General features: G+C 63.7%; 22 protein-coding genes. 10 read left to right on the forward strand and 12 right to left on the reverse strand.

The window, feature by feature from the left end; all coding sequences use genetic code 11:
- Positions 1-243: 243 nt before the first annotated feature.
- From C2L71_RS04925 to C2L71_RS04945, 5 genes are all read left to right on the forward strand, one after another.
- On the forward strand, positions 244-579 hold the full coding sequence (locus tag C2L71_RS04925) for a cupin domain-containing protein (protein WP_103264675.1): 336 nt from the start codon (positions 244-246) through the stop codon (positions 577-579).
- A 70-nt stretch (positions 580-649) separates the two neighbouring features.
- Positions 650-1,579 carry a PfkB family carbohydrate kinase gene (locus C2L71_RS04930; protein ID WP_103264676.1) on the forward strand — a complete coding sequence of 310 codons (930 nt, stop codon included), beginning with the start codon at positions 650-652 and terminating at the stop codon, positions 1,577-1,579.
- Positions 1,580-1,598: 19 nt separating this feature from the next.
- Positions 1,599-1,814 carry a helix-turn-helix domain-containing protein gene (locus C2L71_RS04935; RefSeq protein ID WP_157938927.1) on the forward strand — a complete coding sequence of 72 codons (216 nt, stop codon included), beginning with the start codon at positions 1,599-1,601 and terminating at the stop codon, positions 1,812-1,814.
- Between the two features lie 139 nt (positions 1,815-1,953).
- Positions 1,954-3,909 carry a molecular chaperone HtpG gene (gene htpG / locus C2L71_RS04940; RefSeq protein ID WP_103264678.1) on the forward strand — a complete coding sequence of 652 codons (1,956 nt, stop codon included), beginning with the start codon at positions 1,954-1,956 and terminating at the stop codon, positions 3,907-3,909.
- Positions 3,910-4,206: 297 nt separating this feature from the next.
- Positions 4,207-4,992, forward strand: coding sequence for a glucose 1-dehydrogenase (locus C2L71_RS04945; protein ID WP_103264679.1), 786 nt, complete (start codon positions 4,207-4,209; stop codon positions 4,990-4,992).
- A 74-nt stretch (positions 4,993-5,066) separates the two neighbouring features.
- On the opposite strand, the gene C2L71_RS04950 is transcribed toward C2L71_RS04945, so the two are convergent.
- From C2L71_RS04950 to C2L71_RS04960, 3 genes are read right to left on the reverse strand one after another with little or no spacing between them, the layout of a single operon-like run.
- Positions 5,067-6,104: an acyl-CoA dehydratase activase gene (locus tag C2L71_RS04950; RefSeq protein WP_187143274.1), complete on the reverse strand. Its 1,038-nt coding sequence runs from the start codon at positions 6,102-6,104 to the stop codon at positions 5,067-5,069.
- The gene (locus tag C2L71_RS04955) at positions 6,101-7,369 is read right to left on the reverse strand and encodes a 2-hydroxyacyl-CoA dehydratase (RefSeq protein WP_239926369.1); all 1,269 of its coding nucleotides are present in this window, start codon (positions 7,367-7,369) and stop codon (positions 6,101-6,103) included. The genes C2L71_RS04950 and C2L71_RS04955 overlap by 4 nt, the downstream gene beginning before the upstream one ends.
- Positions 7,359-8,372, reverse strand: coding sequence for an acyl-CoA dehydratase activase-related protein (locus C2L71_RS04960; protein ID WP_239926371.1), 1,014 nt, complete (start codon positions 8,370-8,372; stop codon positions 7,359-7,361). The genes C2L71_RS04955 and C2L71_RS04960 overlap by 11 nt, the downstream gene beginning before the upstream one ends.
- Positions 8,373-8,767: 395 nt before the next feature.
- Here C2L71_RS04960 and C2L71_RS04965 point away from each other — a divergent pair, with 395 nt between their 5' ends.
- Positions 8,768-9,703 (forward strand): LysR family transcriptional regulator, encoded by a 936-nt coding sequence (locus C2L71_RS04965; RefSeq protein ID WP_103264680.1) that lies wholly within the window; start codon positions 8,768-8,770, stop codon positions 9,701-9,703.
- A 21-nt stretch (positions 9,704-9,724) separates the two neighbouring features.
- Here the strand turns inward: C2L71_RS04965 and C2L71_RS04970 are convergent, their stop codons facing one another.
- From C2L71_RS04970 to C2L71_RS04975, 3 genes are all read right to left on the reverse strand, one after another.
- Positions 9,725-10,447, reverse strand: a complete 723-nt coding sequence (locus C2L71_RS04970) for an aquaporin (protein ID WP_103264681.1) — start codon at positions 10,445-10,447, stop codon at positions 9,725-9,727.
- Between the two features lie 106 nt (positions 10,448-10,553).
- Entirely contained in the window at positions 10,554-10,703 is a 150-nt protein-coding gene (locus C2L71_RS12125; protein WP_170042437.1) for a DUF5679 domain-containing protein, read from the reverse strand.
- A gap of 192 nt (positions 10,704-10,895) precedes the next feature.
- Entirely contained in the window at positions 10,896-12,272 is a 1,377-nt protein-coding gene (locus C2L71_RS04975) for an FAD-dependent oxidoreductase (protein WP_103264682.1), read from the reverse strand.
- Positions 12,273-12,785: 513 nt separating this feature from the next.
- Here C2L71_RS04975 and C2L71_RS04980 point away from each other — a divergent pair.
- Positions 12,786-13,217 carry a universal stress protein gene (locus C2L71_RS04980; RefSeq protein WP_103264683.1) on the forward strand — a complete coding sequence of 144 codons (432 nt, stop codon included), beginning with the start codon at positions 12,786-12,788 and terminating at the stop codon, positions 13,215-13,217.
- A gap of 72 nt (positions 13,218-13,289) precedes the next feature.
- Here C2L71_RS04980 and C2L71_RS04985 read toward each other — a convergent pair whose 3' ends face one another.
- Both C2L71_RS04985 and C2L71_RS04990 read right to left on the reverse strand, forming a co-directional pair.
- Entirely contained in the window at positions 13,290-14,693 is a 1,404-nt protein-coding gene (locus tag C2L71_RS04985; protein WP_103264684.1) for an FAD-dependent oxidoreductase, read from the reverse strand.
- 158 nt (positions 14,694-14,851) lie between these two features.
- Complete coding sequence (locus C2L71_RS04990) at positions 14,852-15,235, reverse strand: rhodanese-like domain-containing protein (protein WP_239926373.1); 384 nt, start codon at positions 15,233-15,235, stop codon at positions 14,852-14,854.
- 387 nt (positions 15,236-15,622) lie between these two features.
- Here C2L71_RS04990 and C2L71_RS04995 point away from each other — a divergent pair, with 387 nt between their 5' ends.
- The gene (locus C2L71_RS04995) at positions 15,623-17,452 is read left to right on the forward strand and encodes an MDR family MFS transporter (RefSeq protein ID WP_103264685.1); all 1,830 of its coding nucleotides are present in this window, start codon (positions 15,623-15,625) and stop codon (positions 17,450-17,452) included.
- 237 nt (positions 17,453-17,689) lie between these two features.
- Here C2L71_RS04995 and C2L71_RS05000 read toward each other — a convergent pair whose 3' ends face one another.
- From C2L71_RS05000 to C2L71_RS05015, 4 genes are all read right to left on the reverse strand, one after another.
- The gene (locus C2L71_RS05000) at positions 17,690-18,538 is read right to left on the reverse strand and encodes a TrmH family RNA methyltransferase (protein WP_103264686.1); all 849 of its coding nucleotides are present in this window, start codon (positions 18,536-18,538) and stop codon (positions 17,690-17,692) included.
- The gene (locus C2L71_RS05005) at positions 18,535-19,179 is read right to left on the reverse strand and encodes a cysteine hydrolase family protein (RefSeq protein ID WP_103264687.1); all 645 of its coding nucleotides are present in this window, start codon (positions 19,177-19,179) and stop codon (positions 18,535-18,537) included. The genes C2L71_RS05000 and C2L71_RS05005 overlap by 4 nt, the downstream gene beginning before the upstream one ends.
- A gap of 114 nt (positions 19,180-19,293) precedes the next feature.
- Positions 19,294-20,190 (reverse strand): VIT1/CCC1 transporter family protein, encoded by an 897-nt coding sequence (locus C2L71_RS05010; RefSeq protein WP_103264688.1) that lies wholly within the window; start codon positions 20,188-20,190, stop codon positions 19,294-19,296.
- A gap of 102 nt (positions 20,191-20,292) precedes the next feature.
- Positions 20,293-20,766, reverse strand: a complete 474-nt coding sequence (locus C2L71_RS05015) for a hypothetical protein (RefSeq protein ID WP_103264689.1) — start codon at positions 20,764-20,766, stop codon at positions 20,293-20,295.
- Between the two features lie 90 nt (positions 20,767-20,856).
- Between C2L71_RS05015 and mazG the strand changes: the two genes are divergently transcribed.
- Positions 20,857-21,843 carry a nucleoside triphosphate pyrophosphohydrolase gene (gene mazG / locus C2L71_RS05020; protein ID WP_103264690.1) on the forward strand — a complete coding sequence of 329 codons (987 nt, stop codon included), beginning with the start codon at positions 20,857-20,859 and terminating at the stop codon, positions 21,841-21,843.
- Between the two features lie 204 nt (positions 21,844-22,047).
- Positions 22,048-25,404 (forward strand): EAL domain-containing protein, encoded by a 3,357-nt coding sequence (locus C2L71_RS05025; RefSeq protein WP_103264691.1) that lies wholly within the window; start codon positions 22,048-22,050, stop codon positions 25,402-25,404.
- Positions 25,405-25,512 lie beyond the last annotated feature (108 nt).

Here is a 25,512-nt window from a genome sequence, read left to right on the forward strand (position 1 = left end):
ACGTGGAGGTCCCCCAGGAATCCGAGTAGCCCCTCGGGCCCCGTGGGCTCGCCCGGGAGGGCACGGGACGGGCCGCCCTGCCGCCCGTGCTCGGGGCCGCGGCGTCCTGGGCCGACTGGTTCTCGGGGCCGCGGCGACGCTCCCGGGCGCACAATTGCACGTTGTATCTGGTTGACCTGTGGGAGGCGCGGCGCCGGCGGTTTGCTATACTTGACGAATCGAAACGCCGTTGAAGGGGGAGCCATGAGTGTCACGTATACCCGCGAGATCATCGATGTCACCGAAGGGCCGCGCAACTATGTTAAGGACGTGCTGGTCGACCCGAGTTGCATGGGGGAAACGTGCCGATTGTTCGCCCAGCTCACCGTCGCGCCGCACAGCGAGCTGCCAACGCATCAGCACGTTGGCGAGACGGAGGCGTACTACATCCTGAGCGGAACGGGCACCTACAATGACAACGGCGTCGAACGCCAGGTCTCGGCAGGTGCGGTCACCTTCTGCGACGACGGTGAATCGCACGGCCTGGTCAACGATTCCGACGAGCCGGTGGTCCTCATCGCGCTGATCATCGGCAAATAACGTCGCCGTCTCACCCTCCTGCGGGTGTACCTGCACCGACTCTCGCTCGAAGGCGAAGAAAGGGCGCGACATGCCTGCTGCATCACCAGCCATCCTCGCGGTCGGGGCCATCATGGTCGACCTCGTCTGCCATATGCCGCGGCTTCCGCAATCGGGCGAAGGCGCGGTCGCGGAAAGCGTGCGAGCGCGCGTGGGCGGCTGCGCCTTCAACTCGGCGAACATGCTGCGCCAGCTGGGAGTGCCGCATACGCTGTTCGCGCCGGTGGGCGAGGGGATATTCGCTGGCTTCGTCGAGCGCGAATTGCATGCGCGCGGCCTTGAAGCTCTGCGCGTACCCGCGCGCGGCGATGGCGCCGTGCTCGACAGCGGCGGGTGCGTATGTTTGGTCGAACCGGACGGCGAGCGGACGATGCTCACCTTGCCCGGAATCGACAGGCACTTCGAGCGCTCTTGGTTCGACGAACTCGACCCAAGTTGCTTCGGCTACGGTCTTGCAAGCGGATACGAGATCGAGGGGGCGGGCGGGGACGCGATCATCTCCTTCTTCGAAGATCATGCTGACATCCGGCTATACTATGCGCCCGGGCCGCGCATCCTGGGAGTGGAGCCCGCAAAGACAGCTCGCATCAACGCGCTCCACCCTGTGTGGCACCTCAACGATCAAGAGGCGCGCGCCTATACGGGATGCTCCTCGCTCGAAGCGGCGGGCCTCGCCATCGCGCAAGAATGCGGGAACGCGGCGGTAATCACGGCCGGAGCTGCCGGAGCCTCCGTGTTCGCCGACGGCTCCTGCACGACGGTGGTGGCCGAGCCTGTGGACGTGGTCGACTCGATCGGTGCGGGGGATGCGCACCTGGGGGCGCTGGTCGCAGCTCGCGCCGCTGGTCGGACATGGAAAGACGCGCTTGCCATCGCGAACTGCGCCGCGGCGGCCGTCTGTCAGGTCGAGGGCGGCGTGCTGGATGACAAGACGTTCGTGAGCCTGGGCATACGCGTGTGATCTGCGGATGGAGCATGACGTGTCGAAAGCTTCGTATATTCTGGGATTGAACATTGCCGCTGAGCGCACGGCGCAGGGTATGACGCAAGAGGAGCTGGCCGTCAAGGCGGGTCTGGTCTGCGAAGAGCTGGCCCGCATCGAAGCGGGTGCAAGCGACCCTCGGGTATTCTCAATCGTGGAGAGCATCGCGGATGCTCTCCACGTAGAGCTTCCGCTTCTGCTGAAGGGCATGTAGCACTGCAGCGCCTGCACCGGGCGAAGATCGTATGGAATGGTCGACCCGACTGCTTGACATGCCCAAAGCTCCGACTACAATCTCCTATTAGCACTCGAAGGTCTAGACTGCTAATGCATGAAAGGATGCGACGCGAACCATGCGCAAGTTCAAGACAGAGAGCAAAAAACTGCTCGATCTTATGATCAATTCCATTTACACGAACCGTGAGATTTTTCTGCGAGAGCTCATTTCCAACGCCTCCGACGCGGTGGACAAGCTCTACTTCAGAAGCCTCACCGACAAGGACATCCAGCTTGGCAAGGACGAGCTGGCCATTCGCGTGAGTTACGACAAAGATGCCCGAACGGTCACGGTCAGCGACAGCGGCATCGGCATGACCAAGGACGAGCTGGACCGCAACCTCGGCACCATCGCGCACTCCGATTCGCTTGCTTTCAAGCTGGACAACGCCGAGGCTCAGGGCGACGACGTGGATATCATCGGCCAGTTCGGCGTGGGCTTCTACAGCGCATTCATGGTGGCCAAGAGCGTGCGTGTCGTGTCGCGCGCCTACGGCAGCGACGAGGCCTGGGCTTGGGAAAGCGACGGCGTCGAAGGCTACAGCATTCAGGAGGCCGAGCGCGCGGGCCACGGCACCGACATCATCCTCACGCTCAAAGACGACTCTGAGAACGACACGTACGATACCTTCCTTTCGGAGTACGGTCTGAAGAGCCTCATTAAACGCTACAGCAACTACGTGCGCTATCCCGTGCAGATGGAAGTGTCTAAGTCGCGCGAGAAGCCGAAGCCCGAGGACGCCGGCGACGACTACACGCCTGAGTACGAAACGTATTTCGAGTTGGACACCATCAATTCGATGGTTCCCATTTGGAAGAGGAACAAGTCCGAGGTCGCCGAAGAGGAGTACAACGAGTTCTATAAGACCGACTTCCACGACTTCGCCGACCCGGCGCGCACGTTCAGCGTCCATGCCGAAGGCGCGCTTTCCTACGACGCGCTGCTGTTCATTCCCGGACGCGCTCCTTTCGACCTGTACAGCAAGGATTTCAAGAAGGGCCTTGCGCTGTACAGCTCCAACGTGCTCATCATGGAGAAGTGCGAGGAGCTGCTGCCCGATCACTACAATTTCGTGCGCGGCGTCGTTGACAGCCAAGACCTCACGCTCAACATTAGCCGCGAGACGCTGCAGCACAACAGCCAGCTGCGCGCCATCGGACGGAAGATCGAGAAGAAGATCACGTCCGAGCTGCAGAAGATGCGCGACAACGATCGCGAGGAGTACGAGAAGTTCTTCGAGAACTTCGGCCGTGGTCTGAAGTTCGGCATTTACACGAGCTACGGCATGCTGAAAGACCAGCTGGCCGATCTGCTGCTGTTCTACTCCGCAAAGCAGGAGCGTTTGGTCACGCTCCCCGAGTATGTCGAGGCCATGCCCGAAGGCCAGAAGGCCATCTACTACGCTGCGGGTGAGAGCATCGATCGTTTGGGCAAGCTGCCCGTCGTGAAGACGGTGCTCGGGAAGGGCTATGACGTTCTGCTGTGCACGCAGGATGTCGACGAGTTCTGCTTCCAGTCGATGATGACGTACGGCCCTGAGCCAGAGCTTGACGCAGAGGACAAGCCGATCGAGGGCACGGGTCCGAAGGAACTGAAGAACGTGGCGTCGGGCGATCTCGATTTGGCCTCCGAGGAGGAGAAGAAGGAGGCCGAGGAGGCTGCGAAGGAGAACGAGGCGCTGTTCGCGGCCATGAAGGACGCACTCGGTGATGCGGTGACCAGCGTGGCGGTGTCGTCGCGGCTCACCGATGCGCCCGCCTGCATCTCGGCGGCCGGCCCGATCTCGCTTGAGATGGAGCGCATCATGGCGCAGATGCCCGACGGCGGCGAAGCTCCGAAGTCGGAGCGCGTACTCGAGCTCAACGTGAAGCATCGCGTGTTCGACGTGCTGAAGGCTGCGCAGGAGGCCGGCGATGCCGATAAGGTGAAGCTCTACGCCGAGGTCCTCTACAATCAGGCGCTCATCGTGGAAGGAATGCCCATCGACGATCCGGTAGCCTATGCAAACGCCGTCACGAAGCTGATGGCCTAGGACCCGGCGAATCCTGAGCACGGACACATCTCGCCGGCGCACGACGATAATCCGGGCGTTCAGCATACGCCCTGCAAGCACATGGGCGCGACTCCTGCGGAGCGCGCCCTGTTTGCAGTGCGCGGCATATCGGGTCGTGGAAAGGCGGCCGCTTCTGTAGAAACTTCCCCCGACGGGCCGCTGACGGTCGGATGACATCGACCGGTCGAGAGGTGGGGCCGATAGGGCTTTGGGTACCCTGCGCACTAGCGCGTCTGCAAGGCGCGCTCCCGTAAGGTATGTGGCAGGAGGCCCGGCATGTACGAAGATCTGCACGATAAAACAGCGGTAGTCACCGGAAGCTCGAAAGGACTCGGCGCATCCATCGCGCAGCGTTTAGGCGCCGAGGGCATGAATATCGTGGTGAACTATCACACCGATGAAGAGGGCGCCCGCGCAACGATTCGGGCTATCGAGGATGCCGGAGGCGCCGGAACCGCGATTCAGGCGGACGTCTCTTCCGAAGCGGGTATCCAGGCGCTCCGCGACCATGCGCTGTCCTCGTTCGGAGGCATCGACGTATGGGTGAACAACGCGGGAGTCGAGAGCGAGATGCCGTCGGATGAGCGCACGGTCGAAGAATGGCAGCGCGTCATCGACGTGAATCTGACCGGCGTGTTCATCGGCAGCCGTTGTGCGGTTCGCCACTTTCTGGAGTTCGGCATGTCGGGCGTCGTCATCAACTTGTCGTCAGTGCACGAGGCCATTCCGTGGCCGCACTTCGCGGACTACGCTGCCAGCAAAGCGGGGGTGGGCATGCTCACCAAAACGCTTGCGCTCGAGTACGCCGATCGCGGCATCCGCGTGAACGCCATCGCGCCCGGCGCCATGAACACGCCCATCAACGCGGCGAAGTTCGCCGACCCGAAAGCACTCGCATCCACCGAGAAGCTCGTGCCGATGCATCGCATCGGCGAGCCCGAGGATGTCGCTGCGGCAGCCGCATGGCTCGCCTCCGAACAGGCAAAGTACGTGACCGGCATCACGCTTTACGTCGACGGCGGCATGACGCTTTACCCCGGTTTCCAATACGGCGAGGGCTAGAGCTTTCCGCTGGGCGCCCGGCAGCGCCCGCGGATGGAAGAAGGCTGCCCGAAGGCGCCGTCGCATGCCCTTCGTCAGGGAAGGAGGCTGCTCGAAGGCGCCTTCGCGTACGTCTCCGTTTTGACGGCGCCTTGTTCGCAGCGGTTGCCCCAGGAGTCGATGATCACTCCGTTGCGGAACACGCAGATGATCTCGCAGCGGTTCGCGCACTTCTGGCATTCCACTTCGCGCGTTGCGAACTCGAACGAGCGCAGCGCGTCAAAGTCGAACGCCTCGGCTTGCGCACCGGCGTTGCCGCTCGCGTCACCTGCGCTCGTGATGCGCGGGGCGGCCTCGGCCGCCAGCAGCGCCACGCCGAACGCGCCCATGAGGTGGCCGTCGGCGTCCACGATCACGTCCATGCCTAGCTCGTCCTCGAAGGCGCGCACCACGCCGGCGTTCTTGCTTACGCCGCCCTGGAATACCACCGGCGCGACGATCTGTTTGCCCTTGCCCACGTTGTTGAGGTAGTTCGTGGCCACGGCGCGACAGAGCCCGGCGATGATATCCTCGCGCGCATAACCCACCTGGATCTTGTGCACGAGGTCGCTTTCGGCGAACACGGTGCAGCGCGCTGCGATGTTCGCAGGCTTCTTCGACGTGAGCGCGATGCTTCCGAACTCCTCCACCTCCACGCCCAGGCGGTGTGCCTGGCTCGACAGAAACGCGCCGGTGCCGGCGGCGCATAGCGTGTTCATGGCGTAGTCCACGGCGATGCCGTTCTCCACGCAGATGATCTTGGAGTCCTGGCCGCCTATTTCGAGGATGGTGCGCACGTCGGGATGGAGGAACGTCGTGCCCACAGCATGCGCCGTGATCTCGTTCTTCACCACGGTCGCGCCGCACATGGCGCCCACCAGCCGTCGCGCGCTGCCCGTGGTTCCCACGGCACCCACGCGCACCGCGTTGCGGTCCACCTGCGATCCTAAGTCGGCTACCACGCGGCGCGCGGCGTCGGCCGGGTTGCCTTCGGTCCACAGGTACGTGCGCGCGACGATGCGCCGCCGATCATCGATGATGACGCCCTTCGTGGAGATAGAGCCGATATCGATGCCCAGGTAGCAGTCCATCATCGTGTCCGCTCCTTCTTCATAGCCAGCATGTCGTAGAACGCTTCAAGCCGCGTATCCAGGCCGGTATCGCTCGTTTGCGAATCGTAGCTCAAGTACAGTACGGGCATGCCGGTGTTGCGGCTGATGCGCTGGAGAACCGGCATGCAATCGACTTCCGGCGTGCAGCCTGCCGATTTCAGATGCACGACGCCGTCGAAGCCCTCCTGCGCGTACTTGAGGGCAGCTGCGATGGTCATGCTCGAGGTAGGGCCCATGTCGTACGTCACGTAGTCAGAGATGCTCGCGCGCAGGTTCTTTTCGTTGTAGCGCAGGTTGCGGTTCGTCATGTTCAGCATCCGGTGCAGCTCCACACCCATGCCGAGCAGCTTTCGCTCCAGATCGAGGTTGCTGGACGGATCGGCTGCGGTGAAGTACTCGCCCACGATGCCCACGCGCAGCACCCGACCGGGGCGGTTCGTCGGCAGGGCGCGATAGGCCTCCATGCCCGCGCGATGCGCTTCTGCGATATCGCGCTCGCAGGCAGCCAAGCGCATGGCGTCGAAGTACGCGGCGCGGGCGCGGTCGAACGAGCCAGGTACAACCTCGAACCCTGCGTTTGCCAGGTAGTAGTCGTTCGCTTCGTCCAGGTTCTCGATCATCTTGAACACGGCCAGCATATTGCGCGCCCCGTGAGGCACCGATACGTCCGGGTTCACCTTTTTCTTGCACGTCGAGATGTACTCGGTCAAGGGCTTGCCCGTGAGCATCGCGAAATTGAGCATGTCGAACTCGTAGCCCAGATCCCGCAGGATGGACTGCTGCAACTCGCCGTAGTAGCCCAGGCGACACGGCCCCGCGAACTGCACGAGCACATCGGCGCCCAACTCGAGTGCCTCTATGTAATCTCCCAGGATGTGCTTGAACGGCGCGCACACGAAGTCGCTTGAGTGGCGCGAACCCAGCTCGATCGTGCGCTTGGTGGCGGGCGGAAGGGCGACGAAATCGGCATCGAGCACCTGCTCTACGAAAAATTTGAATGCGATGTCGTAATAGCTGTAGCGGAAGAACGCCACGCGGGTGCGCGCGTGGCGGTCGCGCTTGGTCCGCTTCTTCTGGGGGAGCAGCTTGAAGGGGCCGCGCTCGCCGCCGACGACCACGCGCACGCCGCGCGCTTCCTGGCCTCGGTCGGTGTGCAGCGGGCCGATGTCGCGGCGCGCGGCGAAGCGCGACGGTTCCGAACGATTGCCGGCGCTGCGGCGCGCATCCTCTGCATCGTCACGAGCCATGCACGTAGCCCCCTTTCTTCTGGTAGCGCAGTATGTCGATGAAGCTTTCCACGCGGGTTTCGAGGCCGGCGGTGCCGCTTTGCGCATCGATGGTGAGGTTCAGGATGGGCTTGCCTTGCATGCAGCGAACAATGGCGTCGTCGGTCATGGAGTCCGGGCCGCAAGGGAAGGCGCTCATCAGCACAATGCCGTCCACCTGCTCGTAGCACGCGGTGATGGCGCCAATGATTTCTCGGTTCACGATCCAGGGCAACGTTTGCGAGAACTCGAAGCTCTCCCGCGTAGCCTGCTCGCGGTCGACCGCGTCGGCATGGAATACCGTCGCGCCCAGTCGATCGAGCATGTCCGCAAGCTCTCCGCCCAGGAACGGGTCGTGTGCGATATAGGGATGGGCGGCCAGCAGGATGGAGACCGATGCCCTCTCTTCTCCGGTCGGTTTGCGCCGTGCATGATCCAACAGAAGGAGCTGGCGGTTCTGTGCCGCCGTCTTTGCGCGCTCGGCGTGTTCCTGGGCACGAGAAGCCGTCTTCCATGCGCGCCTCGCCTCATGCGACGTGGCGCCGAATTCGGCCGCAAGCCCGACGAGCGCTTCCCGCATGCCAACGCCTTCAAGTTCGTTCACAAGGCACGAAACCAGCCTGAGCCCGCGCTCGGCGAACGTGTTGGCAACCAGGTCGGGCAGGGCCTGGAACTTCGTGCAGAACATCTTGAACCGTCCCAGGTTGCCGATGCTCGGAATGAATACGGCGTCGCACGCGCCAATAAGGGACTCCACATGCCCAAGAAAAATCTTCGAGGCCAAACAGCATTCGTCATGCGACAGGGCGTCGCCCTGCGCAACGATGTCCTTGGTGGTGGGGGCGCTCAGCACCACCTCGCGCCCGAGCGACTCGAAGAACGTCGTCCAGAGCGTTCCGTAGCGATAGTGCAGCAGAGCGCGCGGCATACCGATGCGCTCGACGTCGGCGAAAGTCGGTCGGTTGAGTAGTTCGAGCGGGTTCACGCGCGTTCGTCCTCCTGTCGTACGCCCCTGTCTCGGCTCGCCGCGATGCGAGCAGGTTGCGATGACAGCATAGCAGACCGCCCGCCGTGCGCTGGCATCCGGCACAGAACGAGCGCGAGCGCTCATCCGCCCGCATGGGCGCGCAGGTGCGAAAAGACGCGTGCGGAAGCAGGCTCAGCGCGGCCGAGGTCCGGCCCGCATGGGCGCACGGGCGCGCAATGGGGTGCGGCGTGCGGTCCGGCGCCGGATTTTATTTGTGTGACCAGGAGGTTTAAAAAAGAAGTTGAATAAGAACGGCCCCCCGTCGATCAATGAGCATGAGCGATAGAATCTGACAGCGAGAGTCGCTCGAGGGGCGGCGGTCATCGAGCATTCTTCTTCGAAGGGGACCTGTTTTGAACATAAAACAAGTGAAGTACTTCGTCGGGGCGGTCGACAAGGGAAGCCTGTCGGCTGCGGCCAAAGACCTGTACGTGACGGTGCAGGCTATCTCGAAGGCCATCGCCAATCTTGAGACCGAGCTTGGGGGCGATCTGCTGGAGCGTGGCTGCCGCGGCGTGAAGCCCACGGAGTACGGCATGGCGTTCTACCAGAGGGCTCTCGATGCGATCACGTGTTTCGACGAACTCGAGGTGTTCTCGCAGACGTATCGGAGCCGCGAGGCGGGCGAAAGCCTGTGCCTCGGTTTGAACACGCCTCCGTTTAACGGCAACGAGCAGTTGCGCGAGAGCGTTGCGCAGCTCGTCGAAAGCCAGATGGGATGCAGAACATCGATGGAGCTCGCCATGGGCGAGCGCGGCTTCGCGAATCTGCGCGGCGGAGCCCTCGACGCCCTCATTACCCTGGGTTCCTACCGGCATCCGGATGTGCGATGCGAGACCGTTGGGATGTTGGCGCCTGCGGCGATGATGAGGAAAAGCCATCCGCTCGCCAAGCAGCATACCGTCTCTCTCGCCGACCTCGAACCCTATATCGTGGCGGACCCCACATGGTTCAGCGATTCCAATCGCACGATCGCTTCCCTGTATCGCGAGCGCTCGCCCAGATTGGCATTCGCCTCCGTGGATCTTGAGAACATAACCGACCATATGTTCAACCGCGATGGCATCATCCTCACGACGGGCATCGAGGTCATGGCCAAAATGCATCTCGACACAGCGATCATTCCCCTTGCGCCTGACGATACGATGCTGGTACCGGTATGTCTCGTCAGCATGGAGAAGCGAATCTCTCCCATGCTGACGAGACTCTACCAGGTTCTTCTCGGAGCCTTCCTGGTCATCAGCCGCGGTAAAGGGCCGATGCAGGCAGGTGGCGGGTGCGATGCCTGAGCCGGGTTGGGCGTAGAGGCCCTACGCGGCGGACACGGCCTTGCTCTTCTTCTTGAACGCCGCCCAGATGCCCGCGGCGCAGGTGGCGCCCACAAGCGGGCACACGATGAACACCCATACCTGCGAAAGCGCAGTCATGTCGCCGTTCAATGCCATCAAGAGCGCAGGTCCGAAGCTGCGCGCCGGGTTCACAGACGTCCCCGTCAGCGGGATGCCCATGATGTGCACGAACGTGAGGGTGAGGCCGATGATGATGCCCGCGAAGGGCGCCGTGCGCTCGTCGGCCGTCGAGCCCAGCACGGATAGCACGAATATGCAGGTGAGAATAATCTCAACGATCACCGCGCCCACCACGGTGATGCCCACGGCCGATGCGGCTTCGTAGCCGTCGCAGCCAAGGCCGGTGACCAGCACGCCGCCTAGATCGCACATGCTTATGATGAGCGCCAGCACCGCAGCTGCAACGATGCCGCCGATGAACTGGGCTATCCAATAGCCGATGAGGTCTCGAGCGCTCAGGCGCTTGTCGAGGAACAGCCCCAGCGACACGGCCGGATTGATGTGGCAGCCCGAAACGTTGCCGATGACGAATGCCATGGCGATAATGGACAAACCGAACGCCATCGCGATGCCCAGCGTGCCCAGCACGGCTCCGGCGATGGCTGCGCTGCCGCAACCGAACAGCGTCAGCACGAACGTGCCAAGGCACTCGGCCGCATACTTCTTCATAGATGGTGCTTCCATGGTCGTTCCTCCTCGTCGAACGAGCCGCACCGCCCTTCCCCAGGCGCGCGGCTCGTTGCTCTCGTGTGTTCTTCGAAAGCGCTCCGTCGGCGAAGCGCCGGGCGCGCTACTTCGCGGCGCCGATGCGGCAGATCGTGCTGCCGCACACCGGGCAGGTGCCTTTCGTGATAGGTTTGCCGTTCTTCGTAGTGCCCTGCACGGGGTTCTGCATGTGCTGCTTTTCCTTGCACTTCATGCAGTAAGCTTCGATTGTCATCGCGAGTCTTCCTTTCTTGTCTGGGCGCGCAGGAACCCGGCTGCGCGCGACAGCGCCTGTGCAGTTGCGTTCGGGTGTCTGGGCGGTTGGGACACACCCATACTCTGCTTGGAAAAACCCCATGTCAATAATGTAAAATAAAGTTGAAGGGGGTCGACATGCGACCCCCGCTGTGCGCTTGCGTGCACGTGGTCAGTTTTGCACGGGACTGCCGGAGAACAGGTTGTTGAACGCTTCGGTCATGGAAGGATGCGAGAAGATGGCCGTGCGCAGCACGGAGGCGGGAATGCGCGCGTCCATGACGATCTTGACGAGGTTGACCAGCTCTTGGGCGTCCTCGCAGAACAGGTCCATGCCCAGCACGAGATCTGAGTTCGCGTCCACCACGGCTTTCATGAGGCCTGTCTCGTCCTGGAGGATGGATGCTTGCGATATGCTCGTGGCTGGCAAGGTGAACACGCGCGTCGTGAAACCTGCAGCGCGCGCCTCCTCGGCAGTGACGCCGATGCGCGCGAACGGGGGATGCACGAACGTGCAGTGCGGTATGGATCCGCGGTTTTCGGTTGTGCGCTCGCCATCGCCGAGCACGTCGGATGCCACAATGCGAAAGTCGTCGTACGCGAGGTAGGTGAACTGCGCGCCGCCTGTCACGTCGCCCATGGCCCATACGTTCGCAGCGCTCGTGCGCAGGTGCTCGTCAACTGCAACGCCGCCATGCTCGTCCAGGCGAATACCCGCCGCCTTAAGATCGAGGCCGTCCGTGTTGGGCACGCGCCCGATGGCTGCCAGCACGGCATGGGCGGGAAGCCGCTTCTCTTCGCCCTGCACCTTCGCGATGACCAGCACCTGATCGTGCTCGTCGTCGATGCGCTGGACGTCGGCGTTGCAGAGTATCTTGATGCCGCGCGCCTCAAGGCTGCGCTGGACGGCCTGCGCCGTTTCGGCATCTTCTCCCTCGAGAATGGCCTCCCCGCGCTGGAGAACCGTGACCTGCGCTCCGAAGTCGGTGTACATCGAAGCGAATTCCAAGCCCACATAGCCGCCGCCGATGACGATGAGCTGACGAGGGAGCACGCGCACGTCGATGAGCTCGTCGCTTGTGTACACGCGCGGGCTGTTGATGCCAGGGATATCGGGCTTTCGAGGCAACGAGCCCGAGTCGATGAACATGCGGTCCGCTTCGAGCTCGAACGCGTCTTCCTGCGCGGCCACCCGCAGGCGGTTCTGGTCGACGAACGAGGCCGTTCCGTTGACGACCCGCACGTTTTCCCGGTCGGCGAGGGAGTGGTAGTTGCGCTCGCGGGCCGCGGTGCGGATACGGTTCATATCGTCGATGGCGGCTGCGTAGCGCTCCTCCTGGTGGCTGACGAGCTCGCTGGTCTCTGCCGATACGCGCGCTGCATGCACGAGCGCTTTTGTGGGGATGCAGGCGACGTTCACGCATGCTCCTCCGTACATCGTGTCCGATTGCTCCACGACGGCAACCGTGTGCCCCGCGTCTGAAAGCGCGGCGCCCAGTGCGCGGCCCGCCGTGCCGAATCCGATGATGGCTGCATCGAAGTGTTCCATGGAAGATCCTTTCCGTCAGAGCGCCGCTTTGCGGCTTCGCGCATGCTCTGTGCTGCACGTACGCCAAGCGCGCCCTCCGCGCCGGCTCAGGTTCTGTATGGTAGGCCAGCTGCACGCCCTCGTCGGCAGTGGTTCGAGTCCGCGCAGAAGCGGTTGCGCAGTCGTCAGCGAAGCGTTTCGCGCACCCCGCCTCGCCGACGCGTGGCATGCGGCGCCGGGTTCGACTCTCGCGGGTTCCATGCGCACGCATGGGCCTTCGCGCTCGCGGATCCCCGCGCCGCAGTAGGGGGAGGCGGGCCTCCGCGGGCGCAGAGGGAGGCGGGCGCCGGCTGCAGGGGAGGCAGGTGCCTGCGGGCGCAGAGGGCGCCGGCCGCCGGCCGCGGCCGTCTCATGTTGTTCGCTTAATCGCGCCGAAGCTGTTGGCGTGTTGTGTATAGCTGATCTGGAAAGAAAGCTTTATACTGGAGGTGCACGCATGGCGGCACGCGCCGTCTGACCGAAGGGAGACCGCACATGGCCATGGACAAACTGCTCGTCGCCTACGACGAATCCGAGGGCGGCGATCGAGCGCTTGCGATCGCGGCCGACCTGGCTCGCGTCAATCCTCATGCGCATGTCGACATCGTCTACGTCATCCCCATTCCGCTGCTTGATGAGGCGCAGATGGCGAACTTCAAGGAAATTCTCGACATGATGATCGAGGATGGCGAGGATATGGTTGCCCAGGCGCAGGAGAAGATGGGGGAGGACCTGCACGGAAGGGTGGATTCGCTGCTGCTCACGGGAGCGAACCCGGCAACGGAGATCGTGAAACTGGTCGATCAGCGTTCCTACGACCTTCTTATCGTTGGCAACAGGGGCTTGAGCGGCCTCAAAGAGTATATGGGAAGCGTCAGTCATAAAGTGCTGCACGCCTCGAAGATACCGGTGCTCATTGCGAAGTAGGAGCTCGAACGAAGATAGAACGCAGCGCGGCCCCGGCATATGCCAGGGCCGCGCTGCATGCCGGGATGCTGCCTAGCCGACTGCCGCGAACAAGTCGTTGAATGCCTCGCTCATTGTCGGATGGGTGTAGATGGCGTCGCGCAGGCGCTGGTAGGGGAGGTCGGCATCGATGGCGAGCTTCGCCAGGTTGATCATCTCGTGCGATTCTTCGCAGAACAGATGCACGCCCAGCACCAGATTGGTCTCGGCATCGATGACGGCTTTCAGCAGGCCAACCGGCTTGCCCAGAACCTGGGCCTTCGGAATGGCCGCCGCTGGGAGTAGGGCCGTCTGCACCGCATAGCCTGCGCTGCGGGCTTCCTGCTCCGTCATTCCTACGCGGGAGAACGGTGGATCGAGGAACACGCTGTACGGTACGGCACCGCGGTTCTCGGTGGTGCGCTCGCCCGACCCCAGTATATCGTCCAGCACGATGCGGCTGTCGTCGAGCGAGATGTAGGTGAATTGCAGTCCGCCCGCCACATCGCCCATCGCGGAGACCCCTTCGACGTTCGTGCGCAGCCGCTCATCGGTGCGCACGGCCCCGCGGTCAGTGAGCTCGATGCCGGCCGCTTCAACATCGAGGCCTTCGACGTTGGGGCGGCGCCCGGTGGCGACGAGAACCGCGTCGGCGGCCAACTGCTCGCGTTCGCCTTTGGTCGCGATAACGACGGTTGCCTCGCCAGCGCCCTCGTCGATCCGCTCGATGGCGGCTGCGCGCACGACGCGCACGCCTCGGTCCTCCAAGCTGGCAAGCACCGCTGCGGCAATGTCGCCATCCTCGCGCGGGAGGAACGTTTCCTCGTTCTGCACCACGCTCACCGTCGATCCGAAGTTGGCGAACATCGAGGCGAACTCAAGACCGATGTAGCCGCCGCCAATGATGACGAGGCGCTTCGGCAGCTCGCGCACGTTCAGCAGCGTGTCGCTGGTATGTACGCGCGGCCCATCGACGCCAGGGATGGGGGGAACGAATGCGCGCGCTCCCGTATTGACGAACACGCGGTTCGCCTCTATGAGGAGCGGTTCATTCGAGCCGTTCGCGCAATCATCGTCGGCGGAGGACGCGGTGGGGTGCACGGCCAGAAGCGTTGCGCTCACGAAAGCCGCCCGGCCGTCGATGAGGTCCACCTGTGGATCGTCGGCCAGCTTACGTCGGTTCTTTTCGCGCAGCATGCCTGTCACGCGGTTCTTCTCGTCGATGGCCGCCGCGTAGCGCTCTGCCCGCTCGTCGAACGAGCCGCCGCGCGCCTGCGAGAGGGCGGCGGCGTGCACGAGCGTTTTCGTGGGGATGCAGGCGACGTTGATGCAGGTGCCGCCGTAGCGTTCTGGCGACTGTTCGACGAGGGCAACACGCTGCCCGCTCTTCGCAAGCGCTGCCGCCAGGGTTTTCCCGCCTTTTCCAAAGCCGATGATGGCCGCGTCGTATCGATCCATGATGATCCTTTCCGTCTGTGCTGCTGATGGCGCGAAGCCGGATGCTCGCTCGCTCGATGTCCTGCGCTCGTATTCGAGGCGATGCCGGGCTCGTTCTGCTGGTCGCCGGCAACAACGTCGCCGGACTCGTCCAGGCGTTCGCCGGTAACGTCGCAAGGCTAGTTCGGTTGGTCTCCGGTAACGACGTCGCCGGTCCAGTCGACGATGCCGCCCATATCGTTGACGTGCTCATAGCCGAGATCGACCAGCTTGTCCGATGCTTGCTTGCTGCGCACGCCGGTGCGGCAGTACACGATAAGCTCCGCGCCGGGGTCGGCGAGTTCAGCTGGCTGCTCGGTCCCGATGCGATCAAGCGGTATATTGATGGCTCCTGGGATATGACCCTCGGTGTATTCCTGCGGTGTGCGGACATCCACGATGGTAACGTCGCCGCCGGCCATCATATCCTGTGCCTCGCCTGCCGTGATTGCTCGGTAAGCTCCTGCCGTGCCGTTGGACGTCGCAGCCTGCGAGGCGGCGCTTCCGGCTCCCGTTTCTTCCATCGTCGTCTCCTTGGAATCTGCCGGCGCGTTCGAGCAGGCAGATAGCGCGAGTGCTCCCGTCAGCGCGAGCGCCGCTATCGCTGCGCACGTAAAAACCGTCATACCTGTTCGGGTCTCGCTTTTCATGCGCCTGTCCATTGCGCCTCCTTATCGTTGCCCGTGCCGATCGCTCAATGTACTAGCTTTGTGTACATTTCATAACTGTAACTATATAGAGTACAGATTGAAAAGTCAAGCGAAAGCATGCGGGTTCTTGTGTTCGAGTTTCGCACGTGTCCTTCCGTCCTCAAAACCGCCACGGTGCGTTTTCCGGCGGGCTGCGCTCCATCATCTTCTTCGCCGCTTCATCGATACTTGCTACAGGTATGCGACGGCGAAGGAGCAGGTATGGAAGGCGTGGACCGAACGGGTACAACAGCGGCAGACGAAGCGCGGGTGCGCGAGGCGGCAGAACCGGAGACAGCGGCAAGCGGGTTGGCTGCCAATCCGCGCGCAAAGGGTGCTGCCCCCGATCCATCCGCTGAGCAAGCCTCCGTGCGGCAGTCCGCCGACCCGCTTGCCGATCAACCTGCAGGTCGGTCCGGCGCTCAGTCCGCCAAGCGAGCCGACGATCCATCCGCCGCCGAGCAGGCCGCCGCCGAACGCGCCAGCGAGCTGGCCGCCGCCTCAGCACGCCAAGGCGACGTGCCCGCCGCCGAACCCAAGCCCGCGCGCAAGCGCGGCGTGGCGGCCGTGTTCGCGGGCCTGCTGCTGGCCATGTTCGTGTCCACGCTGTCGGAGACCGTGACGGCCACGGCGTTGCCCACCATCGTGGGCGACCTGGGCGGCGTCGATCACATGCAGTGGGTGACCACGGCCTACATCCTGGCGTCCACCATCATGATGCCCATCTACGGCAAGCTGGGCGACCTGTTCGGCCGCAAGTACCTGTTCATCGTGGCGCTTTCGGTGTTCATCGTGGGCTCGGCCACCTGCGGGCTCGCGCCCAGCATGGACGGCCTCATCGCGGGTCGCGCCGTGGAAGGGCTCGGGGGCGGCGGCCTCATCATCTTGGCGCAGGCCACCATCGCCGACATCATTCCGCCCCGGCAGCGCGGCAAGTACATGGGCGTCATGGGATCGGTGTTCGCCGTGTCCACCGTGGTGGGGCCGCTTCTGGGCGGCTGGTTCGTGCAGGTGACGGGCTGGCGCTGGCTGTTCGCGTTCAACATCCCGCTCGCGCTTCTGGCCATCGGCGCCGTGGCGTTCTTCCTCACGAACCCCGAGCGCCGCGACGATCGCCCGCCGGTGGACGTGGGCGGCATGATGGCCATGGCCGTTTCGGTATCGTCGCTCGTGCTGGCCACCGCATGGGGCGGCACGCTGTATCCCTGGTTGTCGTGGCAGATCATCGGCTTGTTCGCGCTGTTCGTGGTTGCAGCCGTGGCGTTCGTGCTGGTGGAGCGGCGGGCGAAGGAGCCCATCATCCCCATGCTGCTGTTCAAGAACCGCAACTTCGTGGTGTGCACCATCACGGGCATGTTCATCATGCTGGGCATGATGGGCACGGTGTCGTACCTGCCCACGTACTTCCAGATCGTGGACGGCCTCGCGCCCGAACAGGCCGGGCTCATGACGTTCCCCATGATGGCGGGCGTGCTGCTCACGGCTGTGAGCACGGGCTTTTTGGCCACGAAGACCGGGCGCTACAAGTGGATGCCCATCGCGTCGTGCGCCGTGGCGGCGGTGGGCTTCGTGCTGCTGTCGCGCCTGACGCCCGACACGTCGCTGCTGATGACGGGCGTGTTCCTGTTCATCCTGGGCTTCGGCATAGGGCTGGGGCAGCAGATCCTCGTGCTCATCGTGCAAAACGAGTTCCCGCATGCCATCGTGGGCACGGCCACTGCGGCCAACAACTTCTTCCGGCAGATCGGCTCCACGCTGGGCGCGTCGCTCGTGGGCGCGCTGTTCACGTCGCGCCTCGCCGCCGATCTGGCTGCGCAGCTGCCGCGTGTGGACAACATCAGCATGAACCGCATCACGCCCCAGTTCATCGATCACCTCAGCGGCCCCGTGCGCGACATCATCACCACGGCCTACTCCGACGCGCTCGTGCCCATCTTCCTGTACGTGGTGCCCCTGCTGGTGGTGGGCTTTCTCCTCATGCTCACCCTCAAGGAGAACCCGCTGGCCAAGAGCGTGAACCACACGGGCCACGTCTCCGACGACTCGCTGTAGCGTTTCGAAGTGTGCGGTTTTCAAAGGGGGGCGAAGGAATCTCTGTCATGCCCTGCCCATCGCAGCCTGCCTCGAGATGCCGTCCGACATCCGGTTTCAGGATGCCGTTTAACATCCGGCTCCAGGGGATGGAAGGCGTTCGCGAGCTTTTGCTGGACGCCGCCTGATGTCGTCGAACCGCCTGCTATCCCGAGGAGGAGGGCGGAAGGTGTTATGCAAAATCGACGCCTCCCGTTCCTATCGCAGCTGCCAGAAAGCGACAGCGCTGGCGGCGGCAACGTTCAGGCTGTCCACGCCTGCCGCCATGGGGATGCGCACCGTGTAGTCGCAGCGCGCAATGGTGTCGTGCGCAAGGCCGTCGCCTTCGGTGCCGAACACGAGCGCGAGGCGTTCTTCGGCGTTGAGCGCCGCGTCGTCAAGCGGCACGGAGTCGTCCGTCAGCGCAAAGGCCGCGGTCTTGAAGCCCAGTTCGTGCAGCAACGGCACGCCCGCCCCGGCCCAGCCGCCCGTACCGGTGGCGCCCGCGCCGGTTTCCTCGCCGATGCGCGTCCACGGCACTTGGAACACGGTTCCCATCGAAACGCGCACGGCGCGGCGATACAACGGGTCGTAGCAAGACGGCGTCACCAGCACGGCCTCCACGCCGAGTGCGGCCGCCGAGCGGAAGATGGCTCCGACGTTCGTGTGGTTAGTAATGTCTTCAAGCACGGCGATGCGCCGCGCCTCGCGCACGATGTCGGCCACGCTCGGCAGCGCAGGACGACGAAACGCGCCGAGCGCCCCGCGTGTTAGCTCGAACCCGGTAAGCTTTGCCAGCTCGTCGTGCGGGGCTACGAACACAGGCACGCCGTCGCCCCATCGCGCGCCTATCTTGTTGACCATCGGTTGCATCGCGGGCAGCCACTTTGCCTCCATGAGCAGCGACAATGGTTCCATCCCGGCTTCCAGCGCACGCTCGATCACCTTGCCCGACTCAGCGATGAACACCCCGCGCTCCGGTTCCAGCCGGCTGCGCAGCTGCGTCTCGGTCAGCCGCGCATATGCGTCGAGCTGCGGGTCGTCAAGCGTCTGCACGTCCACGATCATGGGCGCGCCTCCCGCACGGCCGCGGCCACCTCGGCTACCACGTCGCGCACGCTTTCCAAGCCGCGCCTGCAGAACGCGTCGCACGTGAGCATCTGCGCGCCGATGTGCGCCATGTCCTCGGTGTTTGCCGCCTGCACGGCCGGCGTGCGCGACGAGGTGCAGTCCTCGATGACCGCCACATTGTAATCGAGCGACAATGCGTCGTAGCAGGTGGTGCGGATGCAGTTGGGCGTGGTCGTGCCGATGAGCACCACCGTGCTCACACCCAGGCGGCGAAGCATCACATCGAGCCCCGTGCCGAAGAACGCCGAGAACCGCGGCTTCACCACCACGCGGTCGCCGGGCTGCGGCTTGAGCGCCTCGGGTTCGGCAAGCGAGCGGCCTTCGTCGCAGGCTCGAGATACGGGTCGTCCGCCTGTGAGCCATAGTTCGTGTCGACATGCTTCCACGTCCGAGCCGTCGGCGGCGTACGCTCGCACGGCATGGATCACGGGCATTCCTAGTTCGCGCGCATGGCTGAGCGCGCGGGCGCAGGTCGGCACCGTGGCAGCTGCACCCGCCACGCAGAGCGCGGAGTCGGCGTCGAGAAAGCCGTGCTGCATATCGATGATGATCAGAGCTGCCTTGCGGGGGTCGATCATGGAATGCTCCTTCAGACAATTGCGTCATCACTTATGCCGTCGCATGGCAGAGGCGCGTCGGGTGCGCCTCTGCTGCGGCACGCGGCTCCCGAGCTACGTGCCGTCGTTTCGCTCCTAGATATCCACGCCCAGGAACTGCTTCACCAGGATGCCGATGACGAACGACAGCGCGGCCACGCCCAAGCTGATGCCGGCCATCTGGCCGAAGCGCTTCTTGAACGGCAGGTCCTGCGCCACGGAGATGTAGTAGTTGAACACCACCAGGATCAGTAGCACGATAACGATCATGGTGCCCATGGCCCACAGGTAGTGCGCCTCGTCGAACAACAGATACGGCAGGATGAGCAGCGCCACCGTCACCAGGTAGGCGATGCCCGTGTACGTGGCCGACTTGAGCGCGTCCGGACGGCCCTCGCTCTTAGACGAAAGGTACTCGCTCGACGCCATCGACAACGTGGCGGCTATGCCGGTGATCAGGCCTGACAGCGCGATGAGGCGCGTGTTCTGCATGGCCAGCGTCAGGCCCGCCAGCGTGCCCGTCATCTCCACCATGGCGTCGTTCATGCCCAGCACCATGCTGCCCACGTACGACAGGCGCTCCTCGTCGAGCATCGCCAGGAGCGCCTGCTCGTGCGCCTCCTCGTCGGCGCGGATGTCCAGCGCCTCGGGGGCCTCGCGCGCCAGCTCCTCGTAGGAGATCTGCGCCTTGGCCTCGCCCTTCTCCATGAGCTTGACGGCGAACGTGAAGCCGAACACGAGCGCGATCAGCGCGTAGCGGCGCACCTTGCCAGCTTGCGGGCGCATCTCCTCGCCGGTGTAGCGCTGCCAGATGGCGGCGTGCTTGGCCTCCTCGTCGGCGATGCGCAGAAGGGTGTCGCGGTTGCCCGCGTCCTTCGTGCGCTGGGCGATGCGACGGTACACCTCGGCCTCCGTGGCCTCGTTCTGCTGGAACGCGCGGATCTGCGCGAGCGCCGATGCGGATAGCTGTTGCGGTTGTTCGGCCGTTACCATGCGATGCTCCTCGATCTCTTGTGCGAACAACTTCACAGTATACGGGAAACGGAAACCATCTGCATAAGGGTGGCGGGAGCCGTCTAAGGAGCGGCGTGCACGTCACGCCGCGGCGTGACGTGCACGCCGGTCGGCAACCAGAAGCCACGCGAACGCAACCCCCATCAACGCGAGACCGGCGGCATCGAAGACGACGAAGCGATCGATGCTGGCTGCGAGTGCCTCGTGCCCGGCGGGCAGGGATAGGCGTATCCACGACTCGCCGGCGAGGCCAATTGCCTGCTGCGCCAGCACGACGACGCCGAGCGCGCGGAACCGTGCGGGGCTTGCGATGACGGCGGGGTAGGTGGCATTCCACATGAGGAACGCGATGCCGAGGCCGCGCACGGCGGTAGCGCCCGGTACGCCCGCCAGCTCAAAGCCGCTGGTGTACGCCTCGGGCCACAGCACGAACTGCACCGCGCACTGCACGTTCACAACGAACACTGCCGCAAAAGCGAGGCGTGCGAACCACGCGGAGCGCTGCACGCCGGATCTGCACGCGGCTGGGGCGTTCGTATCGGGGGTAGAGAGCATGCCAATGTCCTTTCACCTTGTCGTGCAGCATACCACGCTGCCCGCACGGGGGTATACTGCTGTCAATCACCTGAAGAAAGGAAGCCCGCCATGCCCTCCATCGATCCCGTCGACCATCCTTCGTTCGACCGGTTCGTCGCCATCATCGCAGCCCTGCGCGCGCCCGACGGCTGTCCATGGGACCGCGAACAGACGCACGCAAGCATCGCGCACAACATGATCGAGGAGGCCTACGAGGCTGTCGACGCCATCGAGCGCGGCGATACGGCGCATGTGCGCGAGGAATTGGGCGACGTGCTTCTACAGGTGGTGCTGCAAAGCCAGATAGCTGCAGATTCGGACGAGTTCGACATCGACGACGTATGCGCTGAGGTGAGCGAAAAAATGGTGCGCCGCCATCCGCACGTCTTCGGCGAGGCGCAAGCCGCGAACGCTTCCGAGGTACTCGATTTGTGGGACCGGGTAAAGCTGGCCGAGCGCTCTGCAGCCTCCACGGGCTCTGCCGGCGAGTATGGCGAATCGGGCGCGGACGGGGCATCGGCTCAAGAGGGGGCTTCCGCCCTACCGGCTTCCGAAGGCTCCGTCATGTCCGTATCCTTTCAGTCATCGTTGGAAGGCCTGCTCGACGGCGTGCCGACGAGCTTTCCCGCGCTTATGCAGGCGCAAAAGATATCGCGCAAGGCCGCTTCGGCGGGGTTCGAGTGGGACTCGCTCGACGACGTCTGGGACAAGGTGCGCGAGGAGATTGGCGAACTGCGCGAGGCCTACGCGGCTGCGCCGAAGGCGGGTAACGGCAAGGTCGACGCAAACGCCGCATACGAAACCGCCCGAGCCGACATCCAAGAGGCCGCTGTGGCCGCTGTGGAAGAAGAGCTGGGAGACGTGCTGTTCTCGCTCGTGAACGTGGGCAGGCGCATGGGCGTCGACGCGGAGAGCGCGCTGCGCGCGACCTGCGGCAAGTTCCGTCGACGCTGGGCCTACATGGAGAGCGCTGCGCAGGTCGACGGTCGCTCGGTGGAGGAGCTTGCAGCTGAAGAGCGCGAAGCGTTGTGGGAGGAAGCCAAAAAGAACTGTTGAGCCTAGGGCAATCCTGTTCCGAATTGCCTGCGCGTCGTATAAAATGACAAGATGAGTAGGCGATCAACGCGATAGAAGAAACTCGGTCGCGAAGCTGGAAGAGGGTGGACGGCACGGTTGCAGCGCAACAACGCGGCGGATCAGTCAGACGGTGCAGCCGAGGTTCGTTTGCGCGCAGAATGAGCCGGGGGGGGGCGCACCTACTTGAGTGCGTTCGAACGCGATCCGTTGACAGGGCTCGCCACCAGGCAGGGCTTCAACCAGGCTGCACGAGAGCTTATCGACGCGTATCCTTCCGAGCGGTTTGTGGTTCTGTACGGAGATATCGATCGCTTCAAGGTGTTCAACGATCGCTACGGAACCGAGGAAGGCGATCGGTTGCTCCGCTCCATCGGCTCCTCGATCAGGCAGGCGCTGCCGGCGAAGAGCGTCGCCTCTCATCTGCGCGGAGACCATTTCGTCTGCTGCCTGCCGGAACATGCCGGCAACCCCGAGCACGTGCTTGGGATGCTGGATTCCTGGCTGAGCGCGTATCCGCTGGATTTTGCGTTCTTCGTGCGGATCGGCATGTACCGGGTGGACGACCCGTCATTGGATGTGAGCCTCATGACTGACCGCGCGCTGCTGGCGTTGCGCTCCGCAAAGTCGGGATCCGAGCGGTACGCCATGTACGATGATTCTCTGCGCGAGTCGGTGGTACAGGAGCAGGAACTGGCTGGCCAGATGGCAGACGCGCTCAAGGCCGGCCAATTCGAGCTGTATTTTCAGCCGCAGTATCAGCACGGCACGAACCGGCTTGTGGGCGCCGAGGTTCTCGCGCGCTGGAATCATCCAGAAAAGGGCATCATCGGCCCCAGCGACTTCATTCCCGTGTTCGAACGTACCGGCCTCGTTTCAGATCTGGACTACTATATCTTCGCCGAGGCGTGTCGCTGCCTGCGCACCTGGCTCGATGCTGCCGGAGCGGATGGTGCTTGCTCCGTGCCGCGGCTGTCGGTGAATGTCTCGCGCAAGGACATCTATCGGTCGGACCTATGCGAATACCTGGTGAGCCTGGTCGAAGAACACGATATACCCTTCGATCTGCTCCATCTGGAGATCACCGAGAGCTCGTACATGGAGGATCCGAAACAGCTGGCCGAAGCCGTGGCGCTGCTCCAGCAGGCGGGTTTCGTCATCGAGATGGATGACTTCGGAAGCGGCTATTCATCGCTCAACGCCCTGAAAGACGTGCCGGTGGATGTGCTCAAGCTCGACCTGCGGTTCCTCGATGCGCGCAACGACACGCGCGGCGGGGTCATTCTCGCGTCGGTTGTGCGCATGGCTCGATGGCTCGATCTGCCGGTCATCGCCGAAGGCGTGGAATCGGAATCTCAAGCGCAATTCTTGGCGAGCGTCGGGTGCGATATGATGCAGGGCTTTCTGTTCTCCAAGCCGATCGACCGCGCTTCGTTTGAAGAGCTCATGGCAAACGCCGAACACGGCCGTTTCGATTCGCGCGCCGCACGTCGATTCAACACGGAAGCGTCTGCACTGTGGGATGCGGAATCGCTTGCGGGATTTGTGTTCGCTCATTACGCAGGTCCTGCTGCGCTCGTGGAGTATGACGGCGAACGGTTCGAGGTAATCAGGTCGAACGACGAGTTTCACGAAGCTTTGGATCTCTCGGTCGATGTGTTCGCGCGCACGCCCGACGATCTGTTCGGCCCGCTCGACGCAATCGATCGCGAAAGCTTCGATGAAGCGCTGGAGCGCGCCGTAGGCGAAGCGGGAGCAGGGGTGAGCGAGCTGCTTGTGCATCGCTCGGGCGGGGAGATGTGGATACGAACGAGCCTGCGCCGGATGTCGAGCGACGGCGTGACGTCGACGCTGTTCGTCACGCTGAGCGAAATCACCGAGGAGCGTGCGCTGCGCGATCGGCTGCGCGCGGCGATGGACGGCGTGCCGGGCGGTTTGGCGTTTTTCCGCATCGAAGAGCACAAGGCTGCACTGCTCGATTGCAACGACACCGCCCTTGAACTGCTTGGGACGACGCGCGAAAGGTTCGAGCGGCTCTGCGGTATCGACCCACTTCAGATCGCGGAACCCTCCGATCGTCCGGTCGTAGCCGACGTGATCGGAAAGCTCCGCGCGGGGGCACGACGGGCAGAGTGCACGGTGCGCGTGCGGCATGCCAACGGAGAGCTGCGCTATCTCCTGCTTTCAGCGGCGTTCGCGCATTGCGGCCCCACGTCGACGTATGTGGTGATCGCGCTTATGGATGTAACCGAAGAAAAGGAGCGCGATCTGCGCTTCAAGCGACAAGCCGAGCGCGAGCGGCAGCTCTACGAGGCTATCCCGTGCGGCATCCTGCGGTTTACGGTCGAGCGGGATCCCGTTATCGTGTCGGCGAATCGCGCCGCCTGGCGCGTATTCGGCTGTGCATCCTACGACGAGTTTCGCGAACTTGCGCGCGAAGGGTCGCGCAGTCCGTTTGGCAGGGGCGGCACGCAGGCCTTGAGAAGCGCCGTCGAGCGTTTGACGTCGGGATCGGATCCTATCCCGTTCACCAACTCCGTGCGTCGTGGCGACGGAACAGAGCGGTGGGTCGAGGGCGTTCTCGCCCTGGCTGATGAGACGGAGGGCCCGGGCGTCGTTCAGTGCGCCTTCAATGATGTTACGGACGCCGTGCGTGAGCGCCGCGAGCGCGCTTGGCAAAACGAGCGGTTCCGCATTCTGAGCGAGCTCGCGCACGCTATCAGTTTCGACTACGATTCGGAGTCCGACACGGTGCAGCTCTATATTGACCGTACGGGAAACGGCATGGAGCTGCAGGTCATTCCTTCGTATCTGAAAGTGCTCGGCACGGCGGGCCGCACCGAGGTGCATCCAGATGACGTCGCGGCGGTCAAGTCGATGTTCGAGCAGGTGCGCGCGGGATCCAGCAACCAGATCATCGAGTACCGCGCCGACTACTACGGTACAGGGTACCGATGGTACCGAGCGAACCTGTTCGTTGTCGGGGACGCACGCAGTTCGTGGCACCTCGTCGGCCTTATCGACAATATCCAGGCCGAACGCGATCTGCGCTTGAAGGCCGAGTGCGATGCTGTCACCGGTCTGTCCAACCACGCTTCAACGCGCGACCTTGTCAACGACGCACTCTCCGATTCCCATCTGGCGGCCAGCAGCGTGTTCGCCGTAGTCGATCTCGACGACTTCAAGGCCGTGAACGACACGTGCGGCCATTTGAAGGGCGACGAGCTTTTGCGAGAGGTCGCGAGCATCCTGCGTGCGAACTGCCGTGAGACCGACATCGTCGGCCGCGTCGGGGGAGACGAGTTCGTCGTGCTGCTGAAGCATATCAACATGAAGGCGGCGCTGCGGGTGTTCTCGGTCATGCGCCATGCGGTCGAAGGCATATGCCTGAGTTCGCCGGATGCTCCGGTTTCCGTCAGCATGAGCGTGGGGGCCACGCAGACGGTTGCCGACGATCGGGAGTATCGCAGCGTCTTCTCCCGCGCCGACAAGGCGCTGTACGAGGCGAAGCGCGCCGGTAAGAACCAGGTGAGAGTCGGCTGAGCCCCGTCTCCCCTCCCTTCGAGCCTGCGCTGCGGAAAGCAGTTCTGGCGATTTGGGCAAAATCGCGTGCGCGGTTCGTTTCTTTGGTGCCGTGGGGCTATCATGATA

The sequence above is a fragment of the Enteroscipio rubneri genome (assembly GCF_002899715.1).
In the GTDB taxonomy this organism is placed as follows: Bacteria; Actinomycetota; Coriobacteriia; order Coriobacteriales; family Eggerthellaceae; genus Enteroscipio; species Enteroscipio rubneri.

Bases quoted from the DNA above. Each gene is read 5' to 3' on its own strand.
- C2L71_RS04955 (WP_239926369.1), bottom strand. From the start codon at position 7,369: ATGGCTCGTGACGATGCAGAGGATGCGCGCCGCAGCGCCGGCAATCGT.
- C2L71_RS04945 (WP_103264679.1), top strand. From the start codon at position 4,207: ATGTACGAAGATCTGCACGATAAAACAGCGGTAGTCACCGGAAGCTCG.
- C2L71_RS12125 (WP_170042437.1), bottom strand. From the start codon at position 10,703: ATGACAATCGAAGCTTACTGCATGAAGTGCAAGGAAAAGCAGCACATG.
- C2L71_RS04985 (WP_103264684.1), bottom strand. From the start codon at position 14,693: ATGGATCGATACGACGCGGCCATCATCGGCTTTGGAAAAGGCGGGAAA.
- C2L71_RS04925 (WP_103264675.1), top strand. From the start codon at position 244: ATGAGTGTCACGTATACCCGCGAGATCATCGATGTCACCGAAGGGCCG.
- mazG (WP_103264690.1), top strand. From the start codon at position 20,857: ATGCCCTCCATCGATCCCGTCGACCATCCTTCGTTCGACCGGTTCGTC.
- C2L71_RS04990 (WP_239926373.1), bottom strand. From the start codon at position 15,235: ATGGAAGAAACGGGAGCCGGAAGCGCCGCCTCGCAGGCTGCGACGTCC.
- htpG (WP_103264678.1), top strand. From the start codon at position 1,954: ATGCGCAAGTTCAAGACAGAGAGCAAAAAACTGCTCGATCTTATGATC.
- C2L71_RS04950 (WP_187143274.1), bottom strand. From the start codon at position 6,104: ATGATGGACTGCTACCTGGGCATCGATATCGGCTCTATCTCCACGAAG.
- C2L71_RS05010 (WP_103264688.1), bottom strand. From the start codon at position 20,190: ATGGTAACGGCCGAACAACCGCAACAGCTATCCGCATCGGCGCTCGCG.
- C2L71_RS04970 (WP_103264681.1), bottom strand. From the start codon at position 10,447: ATGGAAGCACCATCTATGAAGAAGTATGCGGCCGAGTGCCTTGGCACG.
- C2L71_RS04930 (WP_103264676.1), top strand. From the start codon at position 650: ATGCCTGCTGCATCACCAGCCATCCTCGCGGTCGGGGCCATCATGGTC.
- C2L71_RS05015 (WP_103264689.1), bottom strand. From the start codon at position 20,766: ATGCTCTCTACCCCCGATACGAACGCCCCAGCCGCGTGCAGATCCGGC.
- C2L71_RS05000 (WP_103264686.1), bottom strand. From the start codon at position 18,538: ATGATCGTGGACGTGCAGACGCTTGACGACCCGCAGCTCGACGCATAT.
- C2L71_RS04975 (WP_103264682.1), bottom strand. From the start codon at position 12,272: ATGGAACACTTCGATGCAGCCATCATCGGATTCGGCACGGCGGGCCGC.
- C2L71_RS04995 (WP_103264685.1), top strand. From the start codon at position 15,623: ATGGAAGGCGTGGACCGAACGGGTACAACAGCGGCAGACGAAGCGCGG.
- C2L71_RS04980 (WP_103264683.1), top strand. From the start codon at position 12,786: ATGGCCATGGACAAACTGCTCGTCGCCTACGACGAATCCGAGGGCGGC.
- C2L71_RS05005 (WP_103264687.1), bottom strand. From the start codon at position 19,179: ATGATCGACCCCCGCAAGGCAGCTCTGATCATCATCGATATGCAGCAC.